Source organism: Belnapia mucosa, assembly GCF_016775475.1.
Lineage (GTDB): Bacteria > Pseudomonadota > Alphaproteobacteria > Acetobacterales > Acetobacteraceae > Belnapia > Belnapia mucosa.
Genome location: NZ_JAEUXJ010000001.1, coordinates 709,109 through 729,654 on the forward strand (window position 1 = coordinate 709,109; position 20,546 = coordinate 729,654).

Genomic DNA, 20,546 nt, shown 5'->3' on the forward strand with positions numbered 1-20,546 from the left:
CCGCCTTGCGCCCCTCGATCCTGCTCGCACTCCTGTGTCTCGGCGCCTGCGCGGCCCAGCCCGGCCGGCCGGAGATCGCCGGCCGCAGCTTCGTCGTCACCGGTGCTTCCAGCGGCTTCGGCCGCGGCGTCGCCCTCGGCCTCGGTGCCCAGGGCGGGCATGTGGTGCTGGCCGCCCGCCGTGCCCAGGTGCTGGAGGAGGTGGCGGCCCAGATTCGCGCCGCGGGCGGCGAGGCCCTGGTGGTCCCGACCGATGTCAGCCGGGCCGATCAGGTCGAGGCCCTGGCCGCCGCCGCCATCGGCCGATTCGGCCGGATCGATGCCTGGGTGAACAATGCCGGGGTGGCCGCAATCGGCCGGTTCGAGGAGATCCCGGTCGAGGACCACGACCGCGTGGTGGATGTGAACCTGAAGGGCGTGATCCATGGCAGCCATGCCGCCCTGCGCCAGTTCCGCCGCCAGGGCTTCGGCACGCTGGTCAATATCGCCTCGGTCGAGGGCCGCGTGCCGCTCGCCTACCATGCGAGCTATGCGGCGACGAAGCATGCGATCATCGGCCTCGGCGCGGCGCTGAACCAGGAGCTGCGGCTGGCGCGACAGAACCGCATCGCCGTCTCCACTGTGCTGCCCTGGGCGGTGGACACGCCCTTCTGGCAGCATACCGCCAATTACAGCGGCGGCACCCCGCGCATGGTGACGATGGATGGGCCGGAGGAGGTGGTGCGGGCCATCATCCGGGTCTCGATCCACCCGCAGAAGGAGCTGGCGGTGGGCTGGAAGGCCAATGGCGCGGTGCTGGGCCACCGGATCTGGCCGGGCCTCGCCGAGCATATCGCCGGCAATGTGGTGCATCGGGTGCAGATCGAGACCGCCCCGCCCGCCCCGCCCACCACCGGCTCGCTCTATGCCCCGGTGATGGAGGGCACCGGCGTCGCCGGCGAGGCGCGGGGGCGCATGGCGCGGGAGGATGCCGCCCGCTGAACGCGGCTATTGCGGCTTGAAGGTGGTGCGCTTCGCCGCATCGGCGGCGCGCCAGAGATACCAGGCGGCGACGCTGCGCCAGGGCGCCCAGGCCTCGCCGATCGTGGCCAGCTCCTTCGGCTTCGGCTGGGTCTCCAGCCCGGCCGCGACCTTCCAGCCCTCCCGCACGCCGAAATCATCCACCGGCAGCACATCCGGCCGGCCGAGGGTAAAGATCAGCAGCATCTCCACCGTCCAGCGCCCGACGCCGCGGATGGCGACCAGCCGCTCGATGAGCGCCGTGTCGTCGAGGCGCCCGCAGCCCTCCCGTGTCGGCACCAGCCCGCCCGCCGCCTTTTCGGCGATGTCGCGGATGGCGGCGACCTTGGAGCCGGAGAAGCCGCAGCCCCGCATCGCCTCCACCTCCATGGCGAGGATTGCCTCGGGTGGCGGGAAGGGGTGGTTCGGATGCAGCGCCAGCAGCCGGCCGAGGATCGCCTCCGCCGCCCGGCCATGCACCTGCTGATGCGCGATGGCGCGGACCAGCGCCTCATAGGGCTCGCGCATCACCGGCTCCAGCGTGCAGGGGCCGATCTGCTTGATGACGGGCTTGAGCACGGGGTGGCGCCGCAGCGCCCGCTCGGCGCGGGACCAGTCGGGGCGGGTGGTCTCCTTGGGGCTGATGCCGGCCATGTCGCTCATGCACCGCTTCTATCCGTGCCGCGCCCCTTGCGCCATGCCGGACGGGCCGCGAGGCTTCGCCCATGCCCGAACTCTATGCCGCCTATGGCAGCAACCTCTCCCATGCGCAGATGCAGGCGCGCTGCCCTGGCGCGACGGTGGCCGCAGCGCTGCTGCTGCCCGGCTGGCGCCTGGTGTTGCGCAAATTCGCCCTGATTGAGCCCGCCCCCCATTCCATCTGCCCGATCGGCCTCTGGCAGGTGACGGAGGAGCATCTCCGCGCCCTCGATGGCTATGAAGGGCCGCATACCTATGAGCGGTCGCGCCTGGCGCTGCCGGATGGCGGCGAGGCCTGGGTCTATCACGAGATCAAGTTCCGCCCCGGTCCGCCCTCGGCCGAGTATGTCGGCCGACTGCGCCAGGGCTACCGCGATTTCGGCTTCGACCCGGCGCCGCTGGAGGCGGCCCTGAAACGAATGGAAAGCGTCTGAAAAACCTGTAGGCTGCATTGTCATCCGGCCAGACGAGGCTGCAGTTGATATACCGCTACGGGTTGCCCGTTCTCGACTATGGCTTGACCACCAACTTCGGCACCGCCGGCAACGACCTCATCTCGCCGGGCTATGCCTCGCCCGGAGTCTATGGCGGCTGGACCTCGCCCAACCATTACGAACTCTTCTACGGCTCGCCCGGCCGCGATACGCTGAACGGCTCCGGTGGCGGCATCTATGGCGAGGGCGACGGCATCGATTATTTCCTCCTGGCCGGTCCCGTCGCCATCGTCCAGGACGGGCCGACGGGGGCGGCAAAGGTCGATAAGTTTGCCCTCGGTTCGGATACGTTGCTGGGGGCCTTCCAGTATTTCGTGCTGAGCGGCAGGGCCGACAGCTTCACGGTCGAGGGCCATTTCAGCGGCATCGGCGGGCGCTACGCCGCCACCGTCTATCACTATCAGATGCGGATGGACGATCCGGTCGTGATCGGCGGCGCCGGGGACGACAGCATCGATGGTGGGGCGGAGCAGGTTGTCTCGGTGAATTATACCGGCAGCCCCACCGGCGTCGTGGTGGACCTCGCCGGCGGCCTCGCCCAGGACGGCTTCGGCGGCACCGACCATCTGAGCCATATCCGCTCGGTCTTCGGTTCGGCCTGGAATGACAGCATCACGGGCAGCAGCGCGAACGAGATCTTCTACCTGAGCGGCGGGGACGACACGATCATCGGCAGAGGCGGTACCGACCAGCTTTTCTACGATCCCTTGAACCGCGTCGGGCAGGCGGGGATGCTGATCACCCTCAGCGGCCCGCGCTCCGGCGCCGCGGTCTCGCCCGAGGGCGATGTGCAGCATTTCACCGGCATCGCGGTGATCGACGCCACCACCGGCGACGACACGCTGATCGGCGCCCCCGGCGCGGGCGAGGTGCTGACCTTCCGCGCCGGTCTTGGCCATGACCGGATCGAAGGCCGGGGCAGCGGGCTGGTCGCCGTGGACTACACCGGCTTCTATGCGGACTTCCGCATCGATCTCGAGGCTGGGACGGCGGTCAACCTGTTCTCCGGCAAGGCGGACAGCCTGATCGATGTCCGTTCCGTCGCGACCTCCGACGGCAACGACACGCTGACCGGCAGCCATGGTAGCGACAGCTTGGCTGGTGGCTGGAACCAGGATCTGTTGAAAGGCGGGGCGGGGGACGATTCCCTCGACGGGGGAGTCGGCACCGACCGGCTGTTCGGTGGCGCGGGCGATGACAGCCTGGATGGCGGTGCCGGCGACGACCTGCTGCTCGGTGGGATGGGCAATGATACCTACCGCATCGATAGCCTCGCCGATCTGATCATCGAAGCCGGCGGCATCGATACGGTCATCGCCGACCTCGCCGGCCAGGCCTACCGTCTGCCGAAGACGATCGAGAACCTGATCCTCGCGGGCACGGCGACCCATGGCTTCGGCAACGCATTGGACAATGCCCTGACCGGCGATGCCGGGGCGAATTGGCTCATCGGCGAGGCCGGCGCCGATACGCTGGATGGCGGGGGCGGCGCAGACATGCTGGGCGGTGGCGCCGGGCCGGACCTGTTCCGCTTCGCCCCCGGCAGCGGCGTCGATCGGATCCTGGACTACAACCCGGCCAAAGACCGGCTGCTCTTCGAGGGTTTCGCCGCCGTCGAGCTTCATTGGGAGGGTAGCGAGGCCGTCATCCGCTTCCGCGATGCCGGCGGCGCGCTGCTGTCGGACGGGCTGCGCTTCACCGGCGCCGGCACGGAGCAGGCCGGGCATCCCGGGGAGATCACGGTCATCGACGGCGGCCTGCGCATCGAGGCTGGTGGGACCTTGCAGCTGGAAGGCAGCCTGCTGGCCGCGGACCTCGTCATCACTGCCCCATCGGTCGATCTGACGGCGCCGGTAGCGGCCCCATCCAATCCCGGCATTCCAATCCTGACAGTGCCGAGCGGCGGGTCGGTCGTCCTCAGCAATTCTATCCTCGGGGCACCGGCCGGCTCGACGATGGGCACGATCGTTTCCAATGCTGGCGCTGTCGCATCGGGCACGCTGGTGGCAAGCGGCTCATGGATCTACCTTGGCTCTGCAGCCATCAGTCTGGGCGCTCACGGCATCCTGCACTCCACCGAGGCGTCCGGCGCCTATACCGACCACATCATCATCGCCTGAGCCCCGGGGGAGCCCATGCAGATCCGTTTCGACGGCACCACCGTCGCCGTCACCGGCGCCGGCCATGGCTTTGGCCGCGAAATCGCCCGGCGCTTCGCGGAGCTCGGCGCCCGCGTCTTCGCCTGCGACCTTTCCGAAGCGGAATTGGCCGAGACCGCCACCGGCACACGCATCGAGACCGCGGCCTTCGATCTCACCGCCCCCGGCGCCGCCGCGGCCTGGGTGCAGGGGATCGAGCGCGCGACGGGCGGGGCCATCGGCGTGCTGGCGAGCAATGCCGGTGGCGTCTGCGGCCAGACCATGCGCCCGGTGGAGGAGGTGCCCGAAGCCGACTGGCACGCCGTCATCGGCATCAACCTGCATGCCCATTTCCTGCTGGTCCGCGCCGCGGCGCCGGCGATGAAGGCGGCAGGGCAGGGCGCCATCATCACCACCAGCAGCGGCGCCGGGTTGCAGCCGAGCCTCACCGGCATCCAGGCCTATACGGCCGCGAAGCATGGGCTGGTCGGGCTGACCAAGCAGCTGGCGAGGGAGCTTGGGCCGCATGGCATCCGCGTCAACAGCGTGGCGCCGGGGCTGATGCTCTCCAACCCCGCCAGCATCGCCCAGTGGGAAGGCTATGGCGAGGAAGGCCAGCGCCGCACGCTTGACCGCATCGCGCTCAAGCGCCTGGGCACGGCCGCGGATATCGCCGATGCCGTGCTCTTCCTCGCCAGTGACCGGGCCGGTTTCATCAACGGCCAGGTCCTCAGCGTCGATGGCGGCCGTTGATCAGACGGTCTGCAGCAGCCCCGCCAGCAGCTTCGCCCGCGGCACCAGGCTGTCGAGCAGCAGGTGCTCCTCCAGCGTATGCCCGCCGGCACCCTGCACGCCGAGCCCGTCCAGAGTCGGAATGCCCATCGCGCCGGTGAAATTCCCGTCCGAGCCGCCGCCCGCGCTCTGGTGGTTGATGTCGAAGCCGATGCTCTGGGCGATCCGCCGCGCGGTGCCGTACAGCTCCATCCCGCGCGCATCCGGCTCCCAGACCGGGCGGGTCACGCCGCGCCGGACTTCCAGCTGCACATCGTTTCCGGTCGGCCGCAGCGAGAGCATGGTCTCGACCGCCGCATCCAGATCCTCCTGGCGCTTGGCCATGGACAGGCTCTCGGCGTCGCAATGCGTCGCCACGCAATTGACCCATTGCCCGCCATGGATGACGCCGACGGAATAGGTCACCGCATCGGAGGTCAGCGCCTCGATCGCCACCACCTGCCGGCACATCTCGCGGATGGCGCTGCGCCCATCGGCGAGGCGGGCGCCGGCATGGCTCGGGCGGCCGGTGGTGCGGAGGTTGAAGCGGGCGATGGCATAGCGGCCGGTGACCACGCCGCCATCCGGCCGCGCCGGCTCCGGCACCAGCACCACGGCATGGCGTGCCGCCTCGGCCTCGATCAGGTCCCGCGTCGAGGGGCTGCCGACCTCCTCGTCGCTGGTCAGCAGAACCGTCACCGGCCGGCTGGTGGCGATGCCGGCGCGGATGAGCTGGCGGATGGCCTCGATGGCGATCCAGTTGCCGCCCTTCATGTCATAGACCCCGGGGCCGTAGACCCGGTTGCCCTCGACGCGCCAGGGCAGTGGCTCCAGCGTGCCGATCGGATGGACGGTATCGAGATGCCCCATCACCAGGATGCCGGGCATGCCCGGATTCGCGTGCGGGAAGGTGGCGCGGACACAGGGGCCGTAGCCCATGCGGCCGGGAATGGTCTCGATCCGCGCGCCCATCAGCGCCAGATCGCGCGACGCCAGCTCCATCATCCGTGCCACGGCGGCTGCGTCGAAGGTGGGGCTTTCGCATTCCACCCAGGTACGGAGGCCGGGCAGCATGGCCTCGGCATCGAAGGGCAGGTCGAGCACTGGCTGGTCCATCGGGCATCTCTCCGGGTTCCGGGAGGCGCAGCCTGCGGCCGCCAGGGCTTTACGTCCATGGGGCGCCTTCGCCGCCCGGTGCTGCTAGGCTGCGGCGCATGACACTACCCCCCCGCCTCGTCCCACAGCTCGGCCCCGCCGCCTGGTCCGGCGCTGCCCTGGCCCCGGCAGACTGGATGATCCCGGTCGGCGCCGAGGTCGTGGCCGAGTTGGCCGAAGCCGATCCGGCCCGCCGCCCGCATCTCCAGGGCATCCTGCAAACCGTCGCAGAGCGGCTGGAACAGGGCCATGGCTTCTGCCTGCTGCGCGGCCTGGCGCTGGAGGCGCCGGAGGCAGCGCTGCTCGCCCTCGGCAGCCAGCTCGGCACGCCGCTACCGCAGAATGCCGCCGGGCTGCTGGTCGGCGAGCTGGGCGGGAATACCCGCTTCCAGGCCGATCCGGCCGATGCCGTCGCCACGCTCTGCCTGCAACAGCCGCCCGAGGGCGGCAGCCTCACCCTGGTCGCCGCCGCCGCCCTGCACAATGCCCTGCTGAAATCCGACCGCGCCGCGCTCGCCGTTCTGCACCGCGAATTCCCGCATGGCGACCCTGCCGCCCCGACGCCGCTGCCCGTGCTCGGCACCGCCGAGGGCGCCTTCTTCGGCCGCTATGACCCCGAGGCGCTGATCGAGGCCGCGCTCGACCCCGCCCAGGCCGAGGCGCTGGCGGCGCTGGACGCGGCGGCCGAGGCGCCAGGTCAGGCCTTGACCCTGCCGCTGCATACTGGCGACCTGCTGTTCCACAACCCCCAGCTCGTCTGGCTCCGGCTCGGCGCCGCGATGCCGGGGCGTCGGCTGCTCCGGCTCTGGCTGGCCATGCCGGAGGCGCGGCCCTTGCCTGAAGGCTTCCGGCGCATCCTGCGCGAGAGCGCCGCGGCGCCCGCCAGCATGGTCGGAGGCTGAGCCAATGCGCATCCTGGTCGCCAATGCCAATACCACCGAGGCCATCACCGCGCTCTGCGCCGAGGCGGCGCGCGGGGCGGCCGGCCCAGGCACCGAGATCATCCCGGCCACGCCCCGCTTCGGGCCGGAGGTGATCTCCAGCCGGGCGGAGAATGTCATCGCCGGCCATGCGCTGCTGGAACTGCTGGCCGAGCATGCCGGGCAGGTGGATGGCGTGCTGCTCGCGGTCAGCCACGACACGGCGCTGGAGGCGGCGCGGCAGCTGATGCCCTGCCCGGTGGTGGGGATGACGGAGGCGGCCTGCTTCACGGCTTGCCTCGCCGGCGGGCGCTTCGGGCTGGTGACCTTCGGCGGCACCGAGACCTATCGGGAGCGGATCGCCCAGCACGGGCTTGCCTCCCGCCTCGCCGGGCTGATCGGCATTCCGGCGACGCCGCAGGATGCGGTGCGGGACCCGGCAGGAGTCGCGACCCGGATCGGGGGCGCGATTGCCGAACTGGCAGGGCAGGGCGCGGATTCGGTAGTGCTCGGCGGCGCGGCGCTAGCCGGGATGGCGCCGCGGCTGCAACCGGAGGCGCCGGTGCCGCTGCTGGACGGAATGGCTTGCGGCGTCCGGCTGCTGGAGATGCTGGTGGCGCTGCGCCTGCCGAAGCCCCGGCTTGGCAGCTTTGCGGTGCCGCAGGGACGGATGGTCGGCGGTGTCTCGGCGCCGCTGGCGGCCTTGCTGCGCGGCGGCTGAAGGCGGCCGCCGCGGAGGACGAGGTTACTCGGCCCGAATCCCGGCTGCCCGGATCACCTCGCCCCATTTGGCATTCTCGCTGGCGATGTGGCGGTCGAATTCGGCTCGGCCGAGCGGCAGCGCCTCCACCCCAAGTTCGCGCAGCCGAGTCCGGGTTGCCGGTTCGGCCAGCGCCGCCAGCAGCGCCCCTTCCAGCGCCGCCAGCACCGGCTCCGGCGTCCGCAGCGGCGCCTGCAACCCCCACCAGGCGGTGGCGGCGAAGCCGGGGAGCGGCGCCGCCTCCGCCACCGTCGGCACATCCGGCGTGGCGAACCAGCGCCCGGCGGAGGTCACGGCCAGCAGCTTCAGCTTCCCCTCCCGCCAATGCGGCAGGTAGGTCGGCAGGTTGTCGACGCAGAGGTCGAGCCGCCCGCCGATCAGGTCCGCGATCGCCGGCGAGGTGCCGCGATAGGGGATGTGCTGGATATCAAGCTTGGCCTGGTATTTCAGATATTCGGCGCAGAGATGGCCGGATGTACCGTTGCCCGGCGTTCCGTAGCTGAGCGCTCCCGGCTTCGACCGGGCCAGCTGCATGAGGTCGGCGAGGCTGGAGACCGGCAGGTCCGGCCGCGTGAAGATCCCATTCGCCACATGCGCGGTGCCGCCGATGCTGGCGAAGTCCTGCACCGGATCGAAGGGAAGCTTGGGATAGAGATAGGGCGCCAGCGCCGAGACCGAGATGGTGGCCGCGAGCAGGGTATAGCCATCCGGCTCCGCCTTGGCCGCGATCTCGGCGCCGACATTGCCGCCCGCCCCGGCGCGGTTCTCGACCACGAAGCTCTGGCCGAGCGCGGCGCCGAGCCGCTCCGCCACCAGCCGGGCGATCGCATCGGTGGCACCGCCCGGGGTGAAGGGGACGATCAGCCGCACCGGCCGCGCCGGCCAGGCCTGGGCGCGCAGCAGGGCGGGTGCGGCCAGCAGCGGCAGGGCGGCCAGCGTCGCGCGTCGGGTCATGGTCATCGATCTACTCCACCTTGGCGCCGCTGCGCCGCGCGACATCGATCCATTTGGTCCGCTCCGCGGCGAGGAAGGCCTCAAAGCTTTCGGGCGAGCTGCCGCCATCCGGCGTCAGCGCCGGCAACTCGGCCCCGAAGCCGGCCATGCGGGCGCGGAAATCCGGGTCGCGCGCGGTCGCATCCGTCGCCGCGCCGAGCTTCGCCAGCACCGGCCGCGGGGTTCCCGCCGGTGCGAGGACACCGAACCAGGCCGTGGCCTCGAAGCCGGTGACGCCGGCCTCGTCGAGGGTCGGCACATCGGGCAGCACCGCGCTGCGCTTCGCCCCCGTCGTCGCCAGCGCGCGCAGCTTGCCGTCGCGGATGAAGGTGAGGGCGGAGGGGATGTTGTCCATCCCGGCCTCGACCCGGCCCGCCATCAGCTCGGTCAGCATCGGCGCGCTGCCGCGATAGGCGACATGGGTCATGGGCGCGCCGGTCATCAGCCCGAACAGCGCCATGCAGACATGCGGCGAGGAGCCGATGCCGGCGGTGCCGTAGTTGAGCCCGCCCGGCCGCGACTTCGCCAGTGCGACCAGCTCGGCAATATTTCGCACCGGCAGATCGGGCGGGACCATCAGCACATTGGGCACGCGGATCAGCAGCCCGACCGCGGCCAGATCCTGCGGTTTGTACGGCATGCGCTCGCCATAGACGGCGAAATTGATGGCGCCGGTGCCGATGGTGGTCAGCAGCAGCGTGTAGCCGTCCGGTTCGGACCGCGCGACGAACTCCGCCCCGACATTGCCGCCGGCACCGGCCCGGTTCTCCACCACCACCGGCTGACCGAGCCGCCGGGCCAGATGCTCGGCGGCGAGCCGCCCGGTGAGGTCGGTGGTGCCGGCCGGGGTGAAGGGGATCACCAGGCGGAGCGGGCGGTTCGGGAAAGCCTCCTGCGCGCGGGCGAGGCCAGGGGCGGCCAGCAGCGGCGCGGCGAGCAGGGCGCGGCGGCGCATCATTCGGCGGTGGCGCCGGATTTCCGCACCACCTCCGTCCATTTGGCGATCTCGGCGGTAATGAAGGCCTCGAAGGTGGCGGGGCTGGTGCCGCCATCAGGCGTCAGGCCCGGCGCCATGCCGCCGAGATCGGCGATCTTCGCCCGCGTCTCCGGCTCCTTCACGATCGCGTCGATCTCGGTGCCCAGCCGGTCGATGATCGGCTTCGGAGTGCGGGCCGGGACCTGGATGCCGAACCAGGCGGTGGCCTGCACATCGGGGAAGCCGGCCTCGGCGGTGGTCGGAACATCCGGCAGGGCGGGGCTGCGCTGCGCCGTCGTCACCGCCAGCGCCCGCACCCGGCCATCGCGGATATGGCCGATGATGGAGGGCAGGTTGTCCACCGCCACCTCGATCCGCCCTGCGATCACCTCCTGGATCATCGGCCCGGCGCCACGGAAGGGCACATGCTGCATCTGGATCCCGGTGACCGACTTCAACAGCTCCCCGGTCAGGTGCAGCGAGGTGCCGATGCCGGAGCTGCCATTGTTGAGCTGGCCCGGCCGCGCCTTCACGTAATCCACGAGCTCCTTCAGCGTCTTCACCGGGAGGGCGTTGGTGACGAAGATCGCGTTCGGCACCTGGAGCATGAGGCCGCAGGCCGCCAGCGCATCCGGCTTGTACGGCATCTTCGCGCCATAGAGGCTGTAATTGATCGCGCCCGAGCTCACGGTGCACATCAGCAGCGTATAGCCATCGGGGTCCGACTTCACCACCACATCGGAGCCGACATTGCCGCCGGCGCCCGGCCGGTTCTCCACGATCACACTCTGGCCAAGCCGCTGGGTCAGCCGCTCTGCGATGATTCGGGCGGCGATGTCGGTCGTGCCCGCCGGGGTGAAGGGCACGATCAGGCGGATGGTGCGGTTCGGCCATTGCTCCTGCGCGCGGCCGAGCGAGGGCGCGGCCAGCAGCCCGGCGCCCGTGGCCAGCGCGGCCCGGCGGGTGATCGGCATTGGAGTTCTCTCCCTGTTTTTTCTCCGGCATTGAGGCGGCGGGAGCCCGCCCTAGTCAACCCTTGCGCCAGAGCGACGAATCACCCCCGCCCAGCGCGTATTCTCCTCGGCAATGAAGCGGACGAACTCCTCGGCGCTCCCGCCGAGCAGGCGGGCGCCGACTCCTTCCGCCTTGGCCCGCGTCGCCGGCTCGGCGCAGATGCCGTTCACTTCGGTGTTCAGCCGGGCCATCACCGCGGGCGCGGTGCCGCGCGGCACCTGCAGGCCGAACCAGGCGGTCGCGGCATAGCCGGGCAGGCCGCTCTCGGCGACGGTCGGGACATCGGGCAGGGCCGGGCTCCGCTGCGGGCTGGTCACCGCCAGTGCTCGGAGCTGGCCCGCCTGGATCAGCGCAATGGCCGAGGGCAGGTTGTTCACGCCGAGATCGATCCGCCCGCCCATGATCTGGTTCGCGGTGTCCGACCCGCCGCGGAAGGGGACGTGCAGGATATCGACCCCGGCATCCGCCTTCAGCATCTCTCCGGACAGGTGCAGGCTGCTGCCGCTGCCCGAGGAGGCATAGGTCAGCGCCCCCGGCCGCGCCCGCGCCTCGGCCAGCAGGTCGCCGAGGCTCCGCCAGGGGCTGTCGGGCCGCACCACCAGCACATTCGGCAGGTCGGCGAAGAGCACGACCGGCACCAGATCCTCTGTGCGGTAGTTCAGCCGCGCATGCAGGTTGGGATTGATCGAGGCGGTGCCGATCGAGGCGAAGAACAGTCCATAGCCATCCGGCTCCATCCGGGCGGCGAACTCGGCTGCGATCACGCCGGCGGCACCACCCCGATTCTCGGCGACCACCGGCTGGCCGAGCCGGACCCCGAGCCGCTCCGCCAGCAGCCGCGCCAGCAGATCAGTCGCGCCGCCGGGCGGGAAGGGGACCAGCAGCCGCATCGGCCGGGTAGGCCATTCGCCCTGCGCCCGGGCGGTGAAGGGTATCAGGGTGAGCCCTGCCAACAGCCTGCGTCGCGATGTCATTCCGGATCTCTCTCCCTCGGCTGGGGAACTCCCGTCCCCTTCCGCCGATCCCATCAGGTTCCTGCCGTAACGGCAGCGGGGGCAAGCCTTGCCGACTGGCCGGGCTCGCTAGTAGGCACAGGGGACCAATCAGGGGCGCGGGGATGCATTTTATAAGGCTCTATGCGCGGGTCCTGCGGATGCTGGCGCCCGATCGCTGGGTCGCCATCGGACTCGGTATTGCGAATGTGGCCATGGCCGGGCTGCTCTTTCTGGAACCAGTCCTGTTCGGGCGGGTGGTGGACGTGCTCTCCCATGCCGCGGGGATGAGTCGCGACCAGGTGTGGCAGGCGGCCTTCGCGCTGCTCTCGCTCTGGGGCGCTGTCGGGCTGTCGGGCATCGGCGCGACGGTGGCGGTCTCGCTGCTCGCGGACCGGATGGCGCATCGCAACCGCCTCTCCTCCATGCACCGCTTCTTCGAACACGTGCTGGCCCTGCCGCTTTCCTTCCACGGGGATGTGCAGTCGGGCCGGCTGATGAAGGTGATGCTGGTCGGGTCGGACAACCTGTTCAGCATCTGGCTCGCCTTCTTCCGCGACCACATGTCGACCTTCGTCGCCGCCATCGTGCTGCTGCCGCTGACACTCGCCATGAACTGGCGGCTCGGCCTGCTGCTGCTGACCCTGGTGGTGGTCTTCGCCGTCATCACCGCCTTCGTGATCCGGCAGACCGAGACGGCGCAGGGCCGGGTCGAGATGTTCCAGTCCCGCCTCGCGGGCACGGCGCAGGACGCGCTGTCGAATGTGGTCGTGGTGCAGTCCTTCACCCGCATGTCGAGCGAAGCGCGGATGTTCGGCGACATCGTGCGGCAGGTGCTCGACCATCAATTCCCGGTGCTGAACTGGTGGGCGGTCGTCTCCGTCCTGACGCGCGCCGCCAGCACGCTGACGGTGATCGCGATCTTCATCCTCGGCACCGTCCTCCATCTCGACGGCAAGGCGACGGTTGGCGAAATCGTCAGCTTCATGGGTTTCGCCACGCTGCTGATCGGCAAGCTGGAAGGGGCCGTCGCCTTCGTCTCCCGCCTAGTCTTCCAGGCCCCTGGCATCGCCGAATTCTTCGAGGTGTTGGATGCGCGGACCAGCGTGCCGGAACGCCCAGGCGCGCTCTCCCTCAGTCGTGCCGAAGGCGCTGTGGTGTTCGAGCGGGTGGGCTTCGCCTATCCGGGCGGGCCGCTCATCCTCTCGGATGTGGAGTTCACCGCGCCTCCTGGCCGCACCATTGCGCTGGTCGGCCAGACCGGCGCCGGCAAGTCCACCGCCATGGCGCTGCTGCAGCGCCTCTGGGACCCGGTCGCCGGCCGGGTCACGCTGGATGGCCATGACCTGCGCGACATCACGCTCGACAGCCTCCGGCGCAATGTCGGCGTGGTCTTCCAGGAAAGCATGCTGTTCAACCGCACGATCAAGGACAACCTGCTGGTTGGACGCCCGGACGCGACCCAGCCCGAGATCGAGCGCGCCTGCCAGATGGCCGAGGCGCATGACTTCATCATGCGCCAGCCGAAGGGCTACGACACGCTGGTCGGCGAGCGGGGCGCCAGCCTCTCCGGCGGCCAGCGCCAGCGCCTGGCCATCGCCCGCGCCCTGCTGAAGGACCCGCCGGTGCTGATCCTCGACGAGGCGACGAGTGCGCTCGACGCCGCGACCGAGGCGCGGGTGCAGCGGGCGCTGAAGGCGCTGATGGCGGGCCGCACCACCTTCATCATCGCCCATCGTCTCTCGACCGTGCGCGATGCCGACGAGATTCTCGTCTTCGACGGCGGCCGCATCGCCGAGCGCGGCACCTTCGACGAGCTGGTGCGGTTGGGCGGGCGCTTCGCCGAACTGGTGAAGACCCAGCTCACCGCCAGCGCACCGCTCGAGACCGCGGCGGGAGCCGTGAAGGCAGCGGAATGAGCGTCCGCGCCGGGCGCTTTTCCTTGCAACCGCTCCGTGTGGGGGCGCAGCCTTGATTCCCAAAACCGGGAGGGCTGCCGCATGGTCATCGCCTCGATCCTCAGGACAAAGGGCAACCGCGTCGTCGCGCTCGGGCCGGAGGAGACGATCCTCAGCGCCGCGCGTCTGCTGACCGAGAACCGCATCGGCGCTGTGCTGGTGCGTGGCCCGGCCGGAGAGCTTCTCGGCATCCTCAGCGAGCGGGACATCGTGCGCGGCATGGCGGCGCAGGGCCCCGGCACCACTGGCCTGCTGGTCTCGCAATTCATGACCCGCCAGCTCGTCACCATCCGCCCCGAGACGCTGGTGGTGGAAGCGCTGGGGCTGATGACCGAGCGTCGCGTCCGCCATCTGCCCGTGCTCGATGCCGGGGGAGGGCTGATCGGCATGGTCTCGATCGGCGACCTGGTGAAGGCGCGGATCGAGGCCGCGGTGCAGGAGGCCGAGGAGCTGAAGCACTACGTGGTTTCGGCCGGATAGGCCCAAGCCGGGGGCGGATCCGCGGCTTTCTGCCCAAGGCAGCGGCAATGCCGGGCCGCGGCAGGGCACGGCTGCGATCACGCCCCCTTGTTGTGTCGGGTCCTTCGGGGCTTACTCCGGGCCGAGGATGACCCGGGGGCTTCGAATCATGTCCATCACCCGTCGCGCCGCGCTGCTGGCACCCATGCTGGCGGCGCCCGCCCTGGCTGCCGGCATTGCCCGTGCCCAGACCAAGTGGCAGCTCGCCACCGCCTATCCGGACGGGAACTACCACACCCGGAACATCCGCGAATTCTGCGCCGATATCGAACAGGCGACCGAAGGCAAGCTGCAGGTCCAGATCCACAGCAATGCCTCTCTGCTGCCGATGCAGCAGATCAAGCGCGGGGTGCAGACCGGCCAGGTGCAGATGGGCGAGATCCTCCTCGCCGCCTATTCCAACGAGGATCCCTTCTTCGAGGCGGATTCGCTGCCCTTCCTGGTGCCCGACCTTGCCGGGGCGCGAAAGCTCGGGGACCTGCAGCGGCCCTATGTCGAGGCGCGCATGGGCCGCCAGGGCCTCTCGCTGCTCTATATGGTCGGCTGGCCGGGGGCGGGCTTCTACACCCAGGCGCCGATCAACAGCATCGAGATCTTCAAGGGCAGCCGCTTCCGCACCTTCAGCCCGATCACCAACCGCTTCGCCGCGCTGGTCGGCGCCAATCCGGTGCTGGTGCAGGCGGCCGAGGTGGCGCAGGCCTTCGCCACCGGCATCGCCACCGCCATGGTGACCAGCGCCCAGACCGGCGTCGACACCTCGGCCTGGGACTATGCGAAGTTCTTTACCCCGGCCGCCTTCTCGATGACGAAGAATGCCGTGCTGATCTCCCGCCGTGCGCTCGAAGCCCTGCCCGCCGCGCAGCAGGAGGCGGTGAAGGCCGCCGCCAAGCGGGCCGAGGACCGCGGCTGGACCTTTTGCGCCGAGGCGGAGGCGAGCACTCAGGCGCGGCTGGCGGAGAAAGGCGTGACCATCGGCACTATCCCGCCCGCGGCACTGGCCGATCTGCGCAAGGTCGGCGCCACCATCACCGAGGAATGGGTCCAGCGCACCGGGGAGGATGGGCGGAAGCTGGTGGACTCGCTCCGGGCCGCCTGAGCCCATGCGCCGTTTTCTCGATGCGCTCTACGCGCTCGGCGCCGGCATCGCCGCGCTCTCGCTCTTCGCCATCTTCTGCGTGATGATGGCGCAGGTCGCGCTGCGCGAGATGCAGCTGCAATTCCCGGCCGCCGACGACATCAGCGCCTATCTCTGCGTCGCCACCACCTTCTTCGCCCTGGCCGCCACCTTCAAGCGGGGCGAGCTGATCCGGGTCGGCATGTTGCTCGACCGGCTCGGGCCCGCGGCGCGTCGTGCGGCGGAGTTGCTGGTGCTGGCCCTGGCCGCGGCGCTGATGGCCTATGTCACCTTCTGGACGGCGCAGGACATGCTGTTCAGCTGGGAGATCGAGGAAGTGGCGCAGGGTACGGTGCCCATCCCGCTCTGGATTCCGAAAATGGCGGTGCCCGGCGGCGCGGGGCTGCTGTTGATCGCCATCCTCGACGAATTCGTCATCGTCCTGCGCGGCGCCAAGCCGAGCTATGTGGTGGCCGCCGAGGAACGCGCGGCGGCCGGCGACTTTTCGGCGGAGGTGTAGCCCGATGGATCTGCTCACCTTTGCCCTGCTGCTGCTGGTGCTGCTCTGCCTGCTGCTCGGCGCCGGGCTCTGGATCGCCATGTCGCTGGCTGCGGTCGGCTATGTGGCGATGGTCTTCGTCCATCCGAGCCCCGGCCTCTTCCTCGCCTCCTCCTTCTGGGAGGCGACGGGGTCCTGGACGCTGGCGGCGCTGCCGATGTTCGTCTGGATGGGCGAGATCCTGTTCCGCACCAAGCTCTCGGAGGAGCTGTTCAACGGCCTCGCGCCCTGGGTGCGGCGCATCCCGGGCGGGTTGCTGCATGTGAACATCCTTGCCTGCGGCATCTTCGGCAGCGTCTCCGGCTCCTCGGCGGCGACCTGCGCCACCGTCTCCAAGATCGCGCTGCCCGAGCTGAAGCGGCGCGGCTATGACGAGAATGTCGCTGTCGGCTCCCTCGCCACTTCGGGGACGCTCGGCATCCTGATCCCGCCCTCGATCATCATGGTGGTCTATGCGGTGGCGGCCGAGGTCTCGATCATCCGGGTCTTCATCGCCGGCTGCCTGCCCGGGCTGATCGTGATGCTGCTGTTCAGCGCCTATATTGCCATCTGGGCGATGCTGAACCCCTCGAAGCAGCCGCCGCCGGAGCCGCGGATGAGCTTCGGCCAGAAGCTCCGTGCCAGCGCCCAGCTCATCCCCTGCGCGCTGCTCATCATCGGCACGATCGGGACCATGTTCGTCGGCTGGGCGACGGCGACCGAAGCGGCGGCTTTCGGCGTGCTCGGCTCCCTCATCCTCGCGGCCGTCACCGGCACGCTCTCCTGGCAGGCCTTCATGGACAGCCTGAAGGGCGCGACCCGGCTGTCCTGCATGATCATGTTCATCCTGGCCGGTGCCGCCTTCCTGACCAAGGCGATGGCGCTGACCGGCATCCCGGCCGCGCTGGCCGAGGGCGCCGCACATCTCAATCTCGGCCCCTATGGCCTGATCGCCATCCTGACCGTGGTCTATGTGCTGCTCGGCACCGCGCTCGATGGCGTGTCGATGATCGTGCTGACAACCTCGATCGTCATCCCGCTGGTGCAGCAGGCGGGGTTCGACCTGGTCTGGTTCGGCATCTTCATCGTGCTGCTGGTCGAGATCGCGGAGATCACGCCGCCGGTCGGCTTCAACCTGTTCGTCATGCAGACGATGACAGGGAAGGAGCAGACGGAGGTGGCGATGGCCAGCCTGCCCTTCTTCCTCATGCTGGTGGTGACGGTGGTGCTCTGCACCCTCTTCCCGGTGACGCTGGTCACCGGCCTGCCGGACTGGCTGCTGGCGCGGTAGCGGGGAAGCCCCGCTACCGCGTTTTGGCTCAGCGAGCCGGGGTAGCGCTGTTCATGCTGTTGCCGGCAGGCGCCGTGCCGGCCGGGGCAGTGGTCATGGTGCCAGTGTTGCTGGACGGCGCCATGGAGGAGCCGGAGCCCATGCTGGAGCTGCCGCCCATGGAGGAGCCGGTCCCGGTCGTGTTCATGCCGGTGCCCGTTGCGGGGGCCGGGGTCGTGGTGGTGCCGGTGGAGGAGCTGGTTCCGCCGACCATGCCGCCGCCCATATAGGCGCGGTCACGCTCATCGGTGGAGCGCCGCGACTGGGCGGTCTGCGACCGGCGGGTGCCGCGCCGGCTGCTGCTGGCGTCGCGGTTGTCCAGCGGGGTGCGGACTTCCGGGTTGCTCCAGGGCGGCGTGCCGAGATTGACGTCGCGCGGGCTGGTCGTCGCACCGGCCACCGCGCCGGCGCCGGCGCCAATCGCCGCACCTGCCAGGACGCCCACCGGGCCGCCCAGGGCGCCCACGCCGGCGCCCGTCGCGGCACCGGCCGCCGCACCGCCTGTGGTCCGGTCGCTGCTGTTGGTCCCGCAGGCCGCCAGCGCCAAGGCCATTGCCGCAGCGCCCGCAATTTTCCAGCTCATCCTGTCCTCCTTCAGTCGGTGCATCCTGTCGGGAGGGACGCGCGCGGCGTGCCTGCCCGCGTCGACCGGAACGCCTGCGCGCCGAACTGGTTGCGCGCCCGTCCTATAATCCACACGCGGATGTCAGCCGGGTTCCGGCCAACCAGGGCGGTCGAAGCGCTGGATCTCCAACAGGTAGCCCGCCGGGTCGCGGAAGAAGAAATGCGTGATGCCGGTCGTCGCATCCTGGGCCGGCGGCGCCTCGATCGGGACCCCGGCGGCGGCGAGATGCGCATGCCAGGCGGCAACCTCCGGCGTCACCAAGGTGAGGATGACGCCGCCCTCATGCCTTGGATGACGCGCCTCGCGCGGGCCGCGGGCCTGCACGACACCGAGAAAAGCGCGGCTGCCGCCGGTGGCAAAGATGGCAGCGAAGCCCTGGTCCTGGACCAGCGTCAGGCCGAGCACCTCGCCATAGAAATGCCGGCAGGCGGCCGGGTCCTCAGCATAGAGGAAGGTGATCTGCTGCTCGAAGGGGGGAGGGGGCATTGTCGCCGGAGGCTACCGCAGCCGCCTGCCTAGCGCGAGGCTCCGCCCCTATTCGGCCGGCGCCACGGCCTGGCGGCGCCGCTCATCCTCCCGCTTCTGCGCCTCGGTCCGCTCGTCACCGAGCACCTGACGGATCCGGATCTCCTCCAGGTCCAGCTCCTGCTCCAGCTTTACCAACCCTTCCTCCTGCAGCAGCCCGGCGCTGTAGTGGTTGAAGAGCTGCTGCCGCGCCGTATCCAGCGCGGCGAGGCGGATGCGGCGCCGGGCGGCGCGCTCGGCGGCGGCAGCGCCCTGATTGGTCACGGTGCGTTGCAGATGCCCCGCCCGGTCGCGGAATTCATGGACGAGATCGGCCGCGATCGCGCCCTCCAGCGGGTCCTCCATCCGCCGCTCGATCTCGGCCAGCGCCGCGGCGGCAATCAGCCTGCGGCCCTCGGCCTCCTCCGGGTCGACGCCGTCGGGATGTCGGGGCCGCGCCACGCCGAGCTGGCGGATCACCCATTCCAGCGTCGTCCCCTGCACCACCAGCGTCGCCAGGATCGCGGTGAATGCCAGGAAGACGATGAGGTCGCGGCCGGGGAAGTCCTCCGGCAGGGCGAGGGCAGCGGCGAGGCTCACCACCCCGCGCATGCCGGCCCATGCGACGACGGCCGTCTGACCGAGGGGCGGCATCGGGTCGTGCCGCTGCACGATGGGCAGGCGCCGCGGCAGCCAGGTCGCCGGAAAGACCCAGAGGAAGCGCGAGAGGATCAGCGTCGCCGCGATGCCAAGGGCGAGGCCGGCAAGTTCCAGGGCGCCGCGTCCGGCGAGCCGGCCGAGGATGTTGTGTAGCTGCAGGCCGATCAGCAGGAAAACGAGGCTGTTCAGGATGAATTCCACGAAGCGCCAGACCGCCGCCGCATTCAGCCGCGCGCTGTAGGTGAAGACGGTGTGCTGCGCCCGGCCGAAGAGCAGCCCGGTGGTGACCACCGCCATGACGCCGGAGACATGCAGCGCCTCCCCCGCCAGGTAGGAGGCATAGGCGGCGAGGAAGCCCGTGGTCGTCTCCAGCATGATGTCCTTGAGCCGCACCAGCACCCAGAGTGCTGCCCGCCCGACCGCCCAGCCAACCGCGATGCCGCCGAGCCCGAGCAGGAGGAAGCTCGTCACGCCATCCCCCGCAGCGATGCCACCACTCGCCAGCGCCGCCGCAACGGCGAGCTTGTAGAGCACCAGGGCGGAGGCATCGTTGATGAGGCTCTCGCCTTCCAGCACCGCGACCACCCGCCGCGGCAGGCGAAGCCGCTGCAGCACCGCCGAGGCCGCCACCGCATCCGGCGGCGCCACGATGGCACCGAGCGCGAGCGCCGCCATCCAGGGCAGTTCGGGCAGCAGCCAGCGCGCGACGAGGGCGATACAGAAGGCGGTGAAGATCACCGCGCCCAGTGCCAGCAGCAGGATCGCCCGGATATTGCTGCGGAAGGCGCGCCAATCCGTGCGGTAGGCGCTGAGCTGGAGCAGCGGCGGGAGAAAGAAGGCGAGCGCCAGCTCGGGATCCAGCGGCACATCGGGCAGGCCGGGCAGCAGTGCCAGCACCATGCCGCCGAGCACGAGGATGACCGCATAGGGGTAGTCCGAGCCGGCGCGCGATCAGCGCGAGGCCGATGCATGCCGCCAGCAGGACCAGGATGGTTTCGACAATGGCCATGCCCGCTTCTAGCCGCCGGCATGGCCCGGTTACGAGTGGCCGCGTTCCAGACGCAGCCTCAGGCGGTCAGGGTCTGGATCGGCTCGAACCCCTCGAATTCCGGATGGCCGAGATAGAGCGGCCGGGTGCCGCCGGCATTCCGATGTGCCATGCGGAAAGCCTCCGATCTGGTCCATGCCTCGAAATCCTCGCGGCTCGCCCAGATGGTATGCGAGGCATAGAGGGCATGGTCGTCCTTGCGCGGCCCGCGCAGCAGGCGGAATTCCACGAAGCCCGGCACGGTCCGCAGCTGCGAATCGCGGGAAAGCCAGAGCTCCTCGAATTCCGCCTCGGCACCGGGCAGGACGCGGAAGCGGTTCATGGCGATGAACATGGGCGA

The 20,546-nt window shown here is 70.2% G+C and carries 20 protein-coding genes and 1 pseudogene; 11 read left to right on the top strand and 10 right to left on the bottom strand.

What is annotated here, in order from left to right; all coding sequences use genetic code 11:
* The first annotated feature begins 5 nt into the window (after window positions 1-5).
* Entirely contained in the window at window positions 6-980 is a 975-nt protein-coding gene (locus tag JMJ55_RS03435; protein WP_236033336.1) for an SDR family NAD(P)-dependent oxidoreductase, read from the top strand.
* Window positions 981-986: 6 nt separating this feature from the next.
* Here the strand turns inward: JMJ55_RS03435 and JMJ55_RS03440 are convergent, their stop codons facing one another.
* Window positions 987-1,661 carry a DNA-3-methyladenine glycosylase family protein gene (locus JMJ55_RS03440; protein ID WP_236033337.1) on the bottom strand — a complete coding sequence of 225 codons (675 nt, stop codon included), beginning with the start codon at window positions 1,659-1,661 and terminating at the stop codon, window positions 987-989.
* Between the two features lie 62 nt (window positions 1,662-1,723).
* Here JMJ55_RS03440 and JMJ55_RS03445 point away from each other — a divergent pair, with 62 nt between their 5' ends.
* Genes JMJ55_RS03445 through JMJ55_RS03455 form a run of 3 tightly spaced genes read left to right on the top strand, consistent with a single transcriptional unit; the run spans window position 1,724 to window position 5,082 of the window.
* The gene (locus JMJ55_RS03445; protein WP_202824072.1) at window positions 1,724-2,131 is read left to right on the top strand and encodes a gamma-glutamylcyclotransferase family protein; all 408 of its coding nucleotides are present in this window, start codon (window positions 1,724-1,726) and stop codon (window positions 2,129-2,131) included.
* A 44-nt stretch (window positions 2,132-2,175) separates the two neighbouring features.
* Window positions 2,176-4,311: a calcium-binding protein gene (locus tag JMJ55_RS03450; RefSeq protein WP_202824073.1), complete on the top strand. Its 2,136-nt coding sequence runs from the start codon at window positions 2,176-2,178 to the stop codon at window positions 4,309-4,311.
* 15 nt (window positions 4,312-4,326) lie between these two features.
* The gene (locus JMJ55_RS03455) at window positions 4,327-5,082 is read left to right on the top strand and encodes an SDR family NAD(P)-dependent oxidoreductase (protein WP_202824074.1); all 756 of its coding nucleotides are present in this window, start codon (window positions 4,327-4,329) and stop codon (window positions 5,080-5,082) included.
* On the opposite strand, the gene JMJ55_RS03460 is transcribed toward JMJ55_RS03455, so the two are convergent.
* Window positions 5,083-6,216: a M20/M25/M40 family metallo-hydrolase gene (locus tag JMJ55_RS03460; RefSeq protein WP_202824075.1), complete on the bottom strand. Its 1,134-nt coding sequence runs from the start codon at window positions 6,214-6,216 to the stop codon at window positions 5,083-5,085.
* Between the two features lie 98 nt (window positions 6,217-6,314).
* On the opposite strand from JMJ55_RS03460, the gene JMJ55_RS03465 reads away from it, so the two are divergent.
* A complete protein-coding gene (locus tag JMJ55_RS03465; protein ID WP_202824076.1) occupies window positions 6,315-7,157 on the top strand; it encodes a TauD/TfdA family dioxygenase in 843 nt (280 codons plus the stop codon).
* Window positions 7,158-7,161: 4 nt separating this feature from the next.
* Entirely contained in the window at window positions 7,162-7,896 is a 735-nt protein-coding gene (locus JMJ55_RS03470; RefSeq protein ID WP_202824077.1) for an aspartate/glutamate racemase family protein, read from the top strand.
* 24 nt (window positions 7,897-7,920) lie between these two features.
* Here the strand turns inward: JMJ55_RS03470 and JMJ55_RS03475 are convergent, their stop codons facing one another.
* From JMJ55_RS03475 to JMJ55_RS03490, 4 genes are read right to left on the bottom strand one after another with little or no spacing between them, the layout of a single operon-like run.
* Window positions 7,921-8,895, bottom strand: a complete 975-nt coding sequence (locus JMJ55_RS03475; protein ID WP_202824078.1) for a Bug family tripartite tricarboxylate transporter substrate binding protein — start codon at window positions 8,893-8,895, stop codon at window positions 7,921-7,923.
* A 4-nt stretch (window positions 8,896-8,899) separates the two neighbouring features.
* Window positions 8,900-9,886 (bottom strand): Bug family tripartite tricarboxylate transporter substrate binding protein, encoded by a 987-nt coding sequence (locus tag JMJ55_RS03480; protein ID WP_236033338.1) that lies wholly within the window; start codon window positions 9,884-9,886, stop codon window positions 8,900-8,902.
* Window positions 9,883-10,878 (bottom strand): Bug family tripartite tricarboxylate transporter substrate binding protein, encoded by a 996-nt coding sequence (locus tag JMJ55_RS03485; protein WP_202824079.1) that lies wholly within the window; start codon window positions 10,876-10,878, stop codon window positions 9,883-9,885. The genes JMJ55_RS03480 and JMJ55_RS03485 overlap by 4 nt, the downstream gene beginning before the upstream one ends.
* 51 nt (window positions 10,879-10,929) lie before the next feature.
* Window positions 10,930-11,892 carry a Bug family tripartite tricarboxylate transporter substrate binding protein gene (locus JMJ55_RS03490; RefSeq protein WP_202824080.1) on the bottom strand — a complete coding sequence of 321 codons (963 nt, stop codon included), beginning with the start codon at window positions 11,890-11,892 and terminating at the stop codon, window positions 10,930-10,932.
* A 143-nt stretch (window positions 11,893-12,035) separates the two neighbouring features.
* Between JMJ55_RS03490 and JMJ55_RS03495 the strand changes: the two genes are divergently transcribed.
* The 5 genes from JMJ55_RS03495 (at window position 12,036) to JMJ55_RS03515 (ending at window position 17,330) form a co-directional block, all read left to right on the top strand.
* A complete protein-coding gene (locus JMJ55_RS03495; protein WP_202824081.1) occupies window positions 12,036-13,829 on the top strand; it encodes a glucan ABC transporter ATP-binding protein/ permease in 1,794 nt (597 codons plus the stop codon).
* Between the two features lie 81 nt (window positions 13,830-13,910).
* Window positions 13,911-14,348, top strand: a complete 438-nt coding sequence (locus tag JMJ55_RS03500) for a CBS domain-containing protein (protein ID WP_202824082.1) — start codon at window positions 13,911-13,913, stop codon at window positions 14,346-14,348.
* 148 nt (window positions 14,349-14,496) lie between these two features.
* A complete protein-coding gene (locus JMJ55_RS03505; protein WP_202824083.1) occupies window positions 14,497-15,483 on the top strand; it encodes a TRAP transporter substrate-binding protein in 987 nt (328 codons plus the stop codon).
* Window positions 15,484-15,487: 4 nt separating this feature from the next.
* Window positions 15,488-16,021 (top strand): TRAP transporter small permease, encoded by a 534-nt coding sequence (locus JMJ55_RS03510; RefSeq protein WP_202824084.1) that lies wholly within the window; start codon window positions 15,488-15,490, stop codon window positions 16,019-16,021.
* 4 nt (window positions 16,022-16,025) lie between these two features.
* Window positions 16,026-17,330, top strand: a complete 1,305-nt coding sequence (locus JMJ55_RS03515) for a TRAP transporter large permease (RefSeq protein WP_202824085.1) — start codon at window positions 16,026-16,028, stop codon at window positions 17,328-17,330.
* Window positions 17,331-17,358: 28 nt separating this feature from the next.
* On the opposite strand, the gene JMJ55_RS03520 is transcribed toward JMJ55_RS03515, so the two are convergent.
* The 4 genes and pseudogenes from JMJ55_RS03520 to JMJ55_RS03535 all read right to left on the bottom strand — a co-directional run bounded on the left by JMJ55_RS03520 (window position 17,359) and on the right by JMJ55_RS03535 (window position 20,540).
* Complete coding sequence (locus JMJ55_RS03520) at window positions 17,359-17,952, bottom strand: hypothetical protein (RefSeq protein ID WP_202824086.1); 594 nt, start codon at window positions 17,950-17,952, stop codon at window positions 17,359-17,361.
* Window positions 17,953-18,075: 123 nt separating this feature from the next.
* Complete coding sequence (locus JMJ55_RS03525) at window positions 18,076-18,480, bottom strand: VOC family protein (protein ID WP_202824087.1); 405 nt, start codon at window positions 18,478-18,480, stop codon at window positions 18,076-18,078.
* Between the two features lie 48 nt (window positions 18,481-18,528).
* Window positions 18,529-20,079 (bottom strand): annotated as a pseudogene (locus JMJ55_RS03530) (Na+/H+ antiporter); the annotation flags it as partial.
* A 146-nt stretch (window positions 20,080-20,225) separates the two neighbouring features.
* Window positions 20,226-20,540, bottom strand: coding sequence for an antibiotic biosynthesis monooxygenase family protein (locus tag JMJ55_RS03535; RefSeq protein ID WP_202824089.1), 315 nt, complete (start codon window positions 20,538-20,540; stop codon window positions 20,226-20,228).
* Window positions 20,541-20,546: the final 6 nt, after the last annotated feature.

Excerpts from the sequence above, each read along its gene's own strand:
- JMJ55_RS03515 (WP_202824085.1), top strand. The coding sequence starts at position 16,026 with ATGGATCTGCTCACCTTTGCCCTGCTGCTGCTGGTGCTGCTCTGCCTG.
- JMJ55_RS03440 (WP_236033337.1), bottom strand. The coding sequence starts at position 1,661 with ATGAGCGACATGGCCGGCATCAGCCCCAAGGAGACCACCCGCCCCGAC.
- JMJ55_RS03525 (WP_202824087.1), bottom strand. The coding sequence starts at position 18,480 with ATGCCCCCTCCCCCCTTCGAGCAGCAGATCACCTTCCTCTATGCTGAG.
- JMJ55_RS03490 (WP_202824080.1), bottom strand. The coding sequence starts at position 11,892 with ATGACATCGCGACGCAGGCTGTTGGCAGGGCTCACCCTGATACCCTTC.
- JMJ55_RS03470 (WP_202824077.1), top strand. The coding sequence starts at position 7,162 with ATGCGCATCCTGGTCGCCAATGCCAATACCACCGAGGCCATCACCGCG.
- JMJ55_RS03510 (WP_202824084.1), top strand. The coding sequence starts at position 15,488 with ATGCGCCGTTTTCTCGATGCGCTCTACGCGCTCGGCGCCGGCATCGCC.
- JMJ55_RS03455 (WP_202824074.1), top strand. The coding sequence starts at position 4,327 with ATGCAGATCCGTTTCGACGGCACCACCGTCGCCGTCACCGGCGCCGGC.
- JMJ55_RS03480 (WP_236033338.1), bottom strand. The coding sequence starts at position 9,886 with ATGATGCGCCGCCGCGCCCTGCTCGCCGCGCCGCTGCTGGCCGCCCCT.
- JMJ55_RS03475 (WP_202824078.1), bottom strand. The coding sequence starts at position 8,895 with ATGACCATGACCCGACGCGCGACGCTGGCCGCCCTGCCGCTGCTGGCC.
- JMJ55_RS03460 (WP_202824075.1), bottom strand. The coding sequence starts at position 6,216 with ATGGACCAGCCAGTGCTCGACCTGCCCTTCGATGCCGAGGCCATGCTG.
- JMJ55_RS03535 (WP_202824089.1), bottom strand. The coding sequence starts at position 20,540 with ATGTTCATCGCCATGAACCGCTTCCGCGTCCTGCCCGGTGCCGAGGCG.
- JMJ55_RS03505 (WP_202824083.1), top strand. The coding sequence starts at position 14,497 with ATGTCCATCACCCGTCGCGCCGCGCTGCTGGCACCCATGCTGGCGGCG.
- JMJ55_RS03495 (WP_202824081.1), top strand. The coding sequence starts at position 12,036 with ATGCATTTTATAAGGCTCTATGCGCGGGTCCTGCGGATGCTGGCGCCC.
- JMJ55_RS03520 (WP_202824086.1), bottom strand. The coding sequence starts at position 17,952 with ATGAGCTGGAAAATTGCGGGCGCTGCGGCAATGGCCTTGGCGCTGGCG.
- JMJ55_RS03485 (WP_202824079.1), bottom strand. The coding sequence starts at position 10,878 with ATGCCGATCACCCGCCGGGCCGCGCTGGCCACGGGCGCCGGGCTGCTG.
- JMJ55_RS03500 (WP_202824082.1), top strand. The coding sequence starts at position 13,911 with ATGGTCATCGCCTCGATCCTCAGGACAAAGGGCAACCGCGTCGTCGCG.
- JMJ55_RS03465 (WP_202824076.1), top strand. The coding sequence starts at position 6,315 with ATGACACTACCCCCCCGCCTCGTCCCACAGCTCGGCCCCGCCGCCTGG.
- JMJ55_RS03445 (WP_202824072.1), top strand. The coding sequence starts at position 1,724 with ATGCCCGAACTCTATGCCGCCTATGGCAGCAACCTCTCCCATGCGCAG.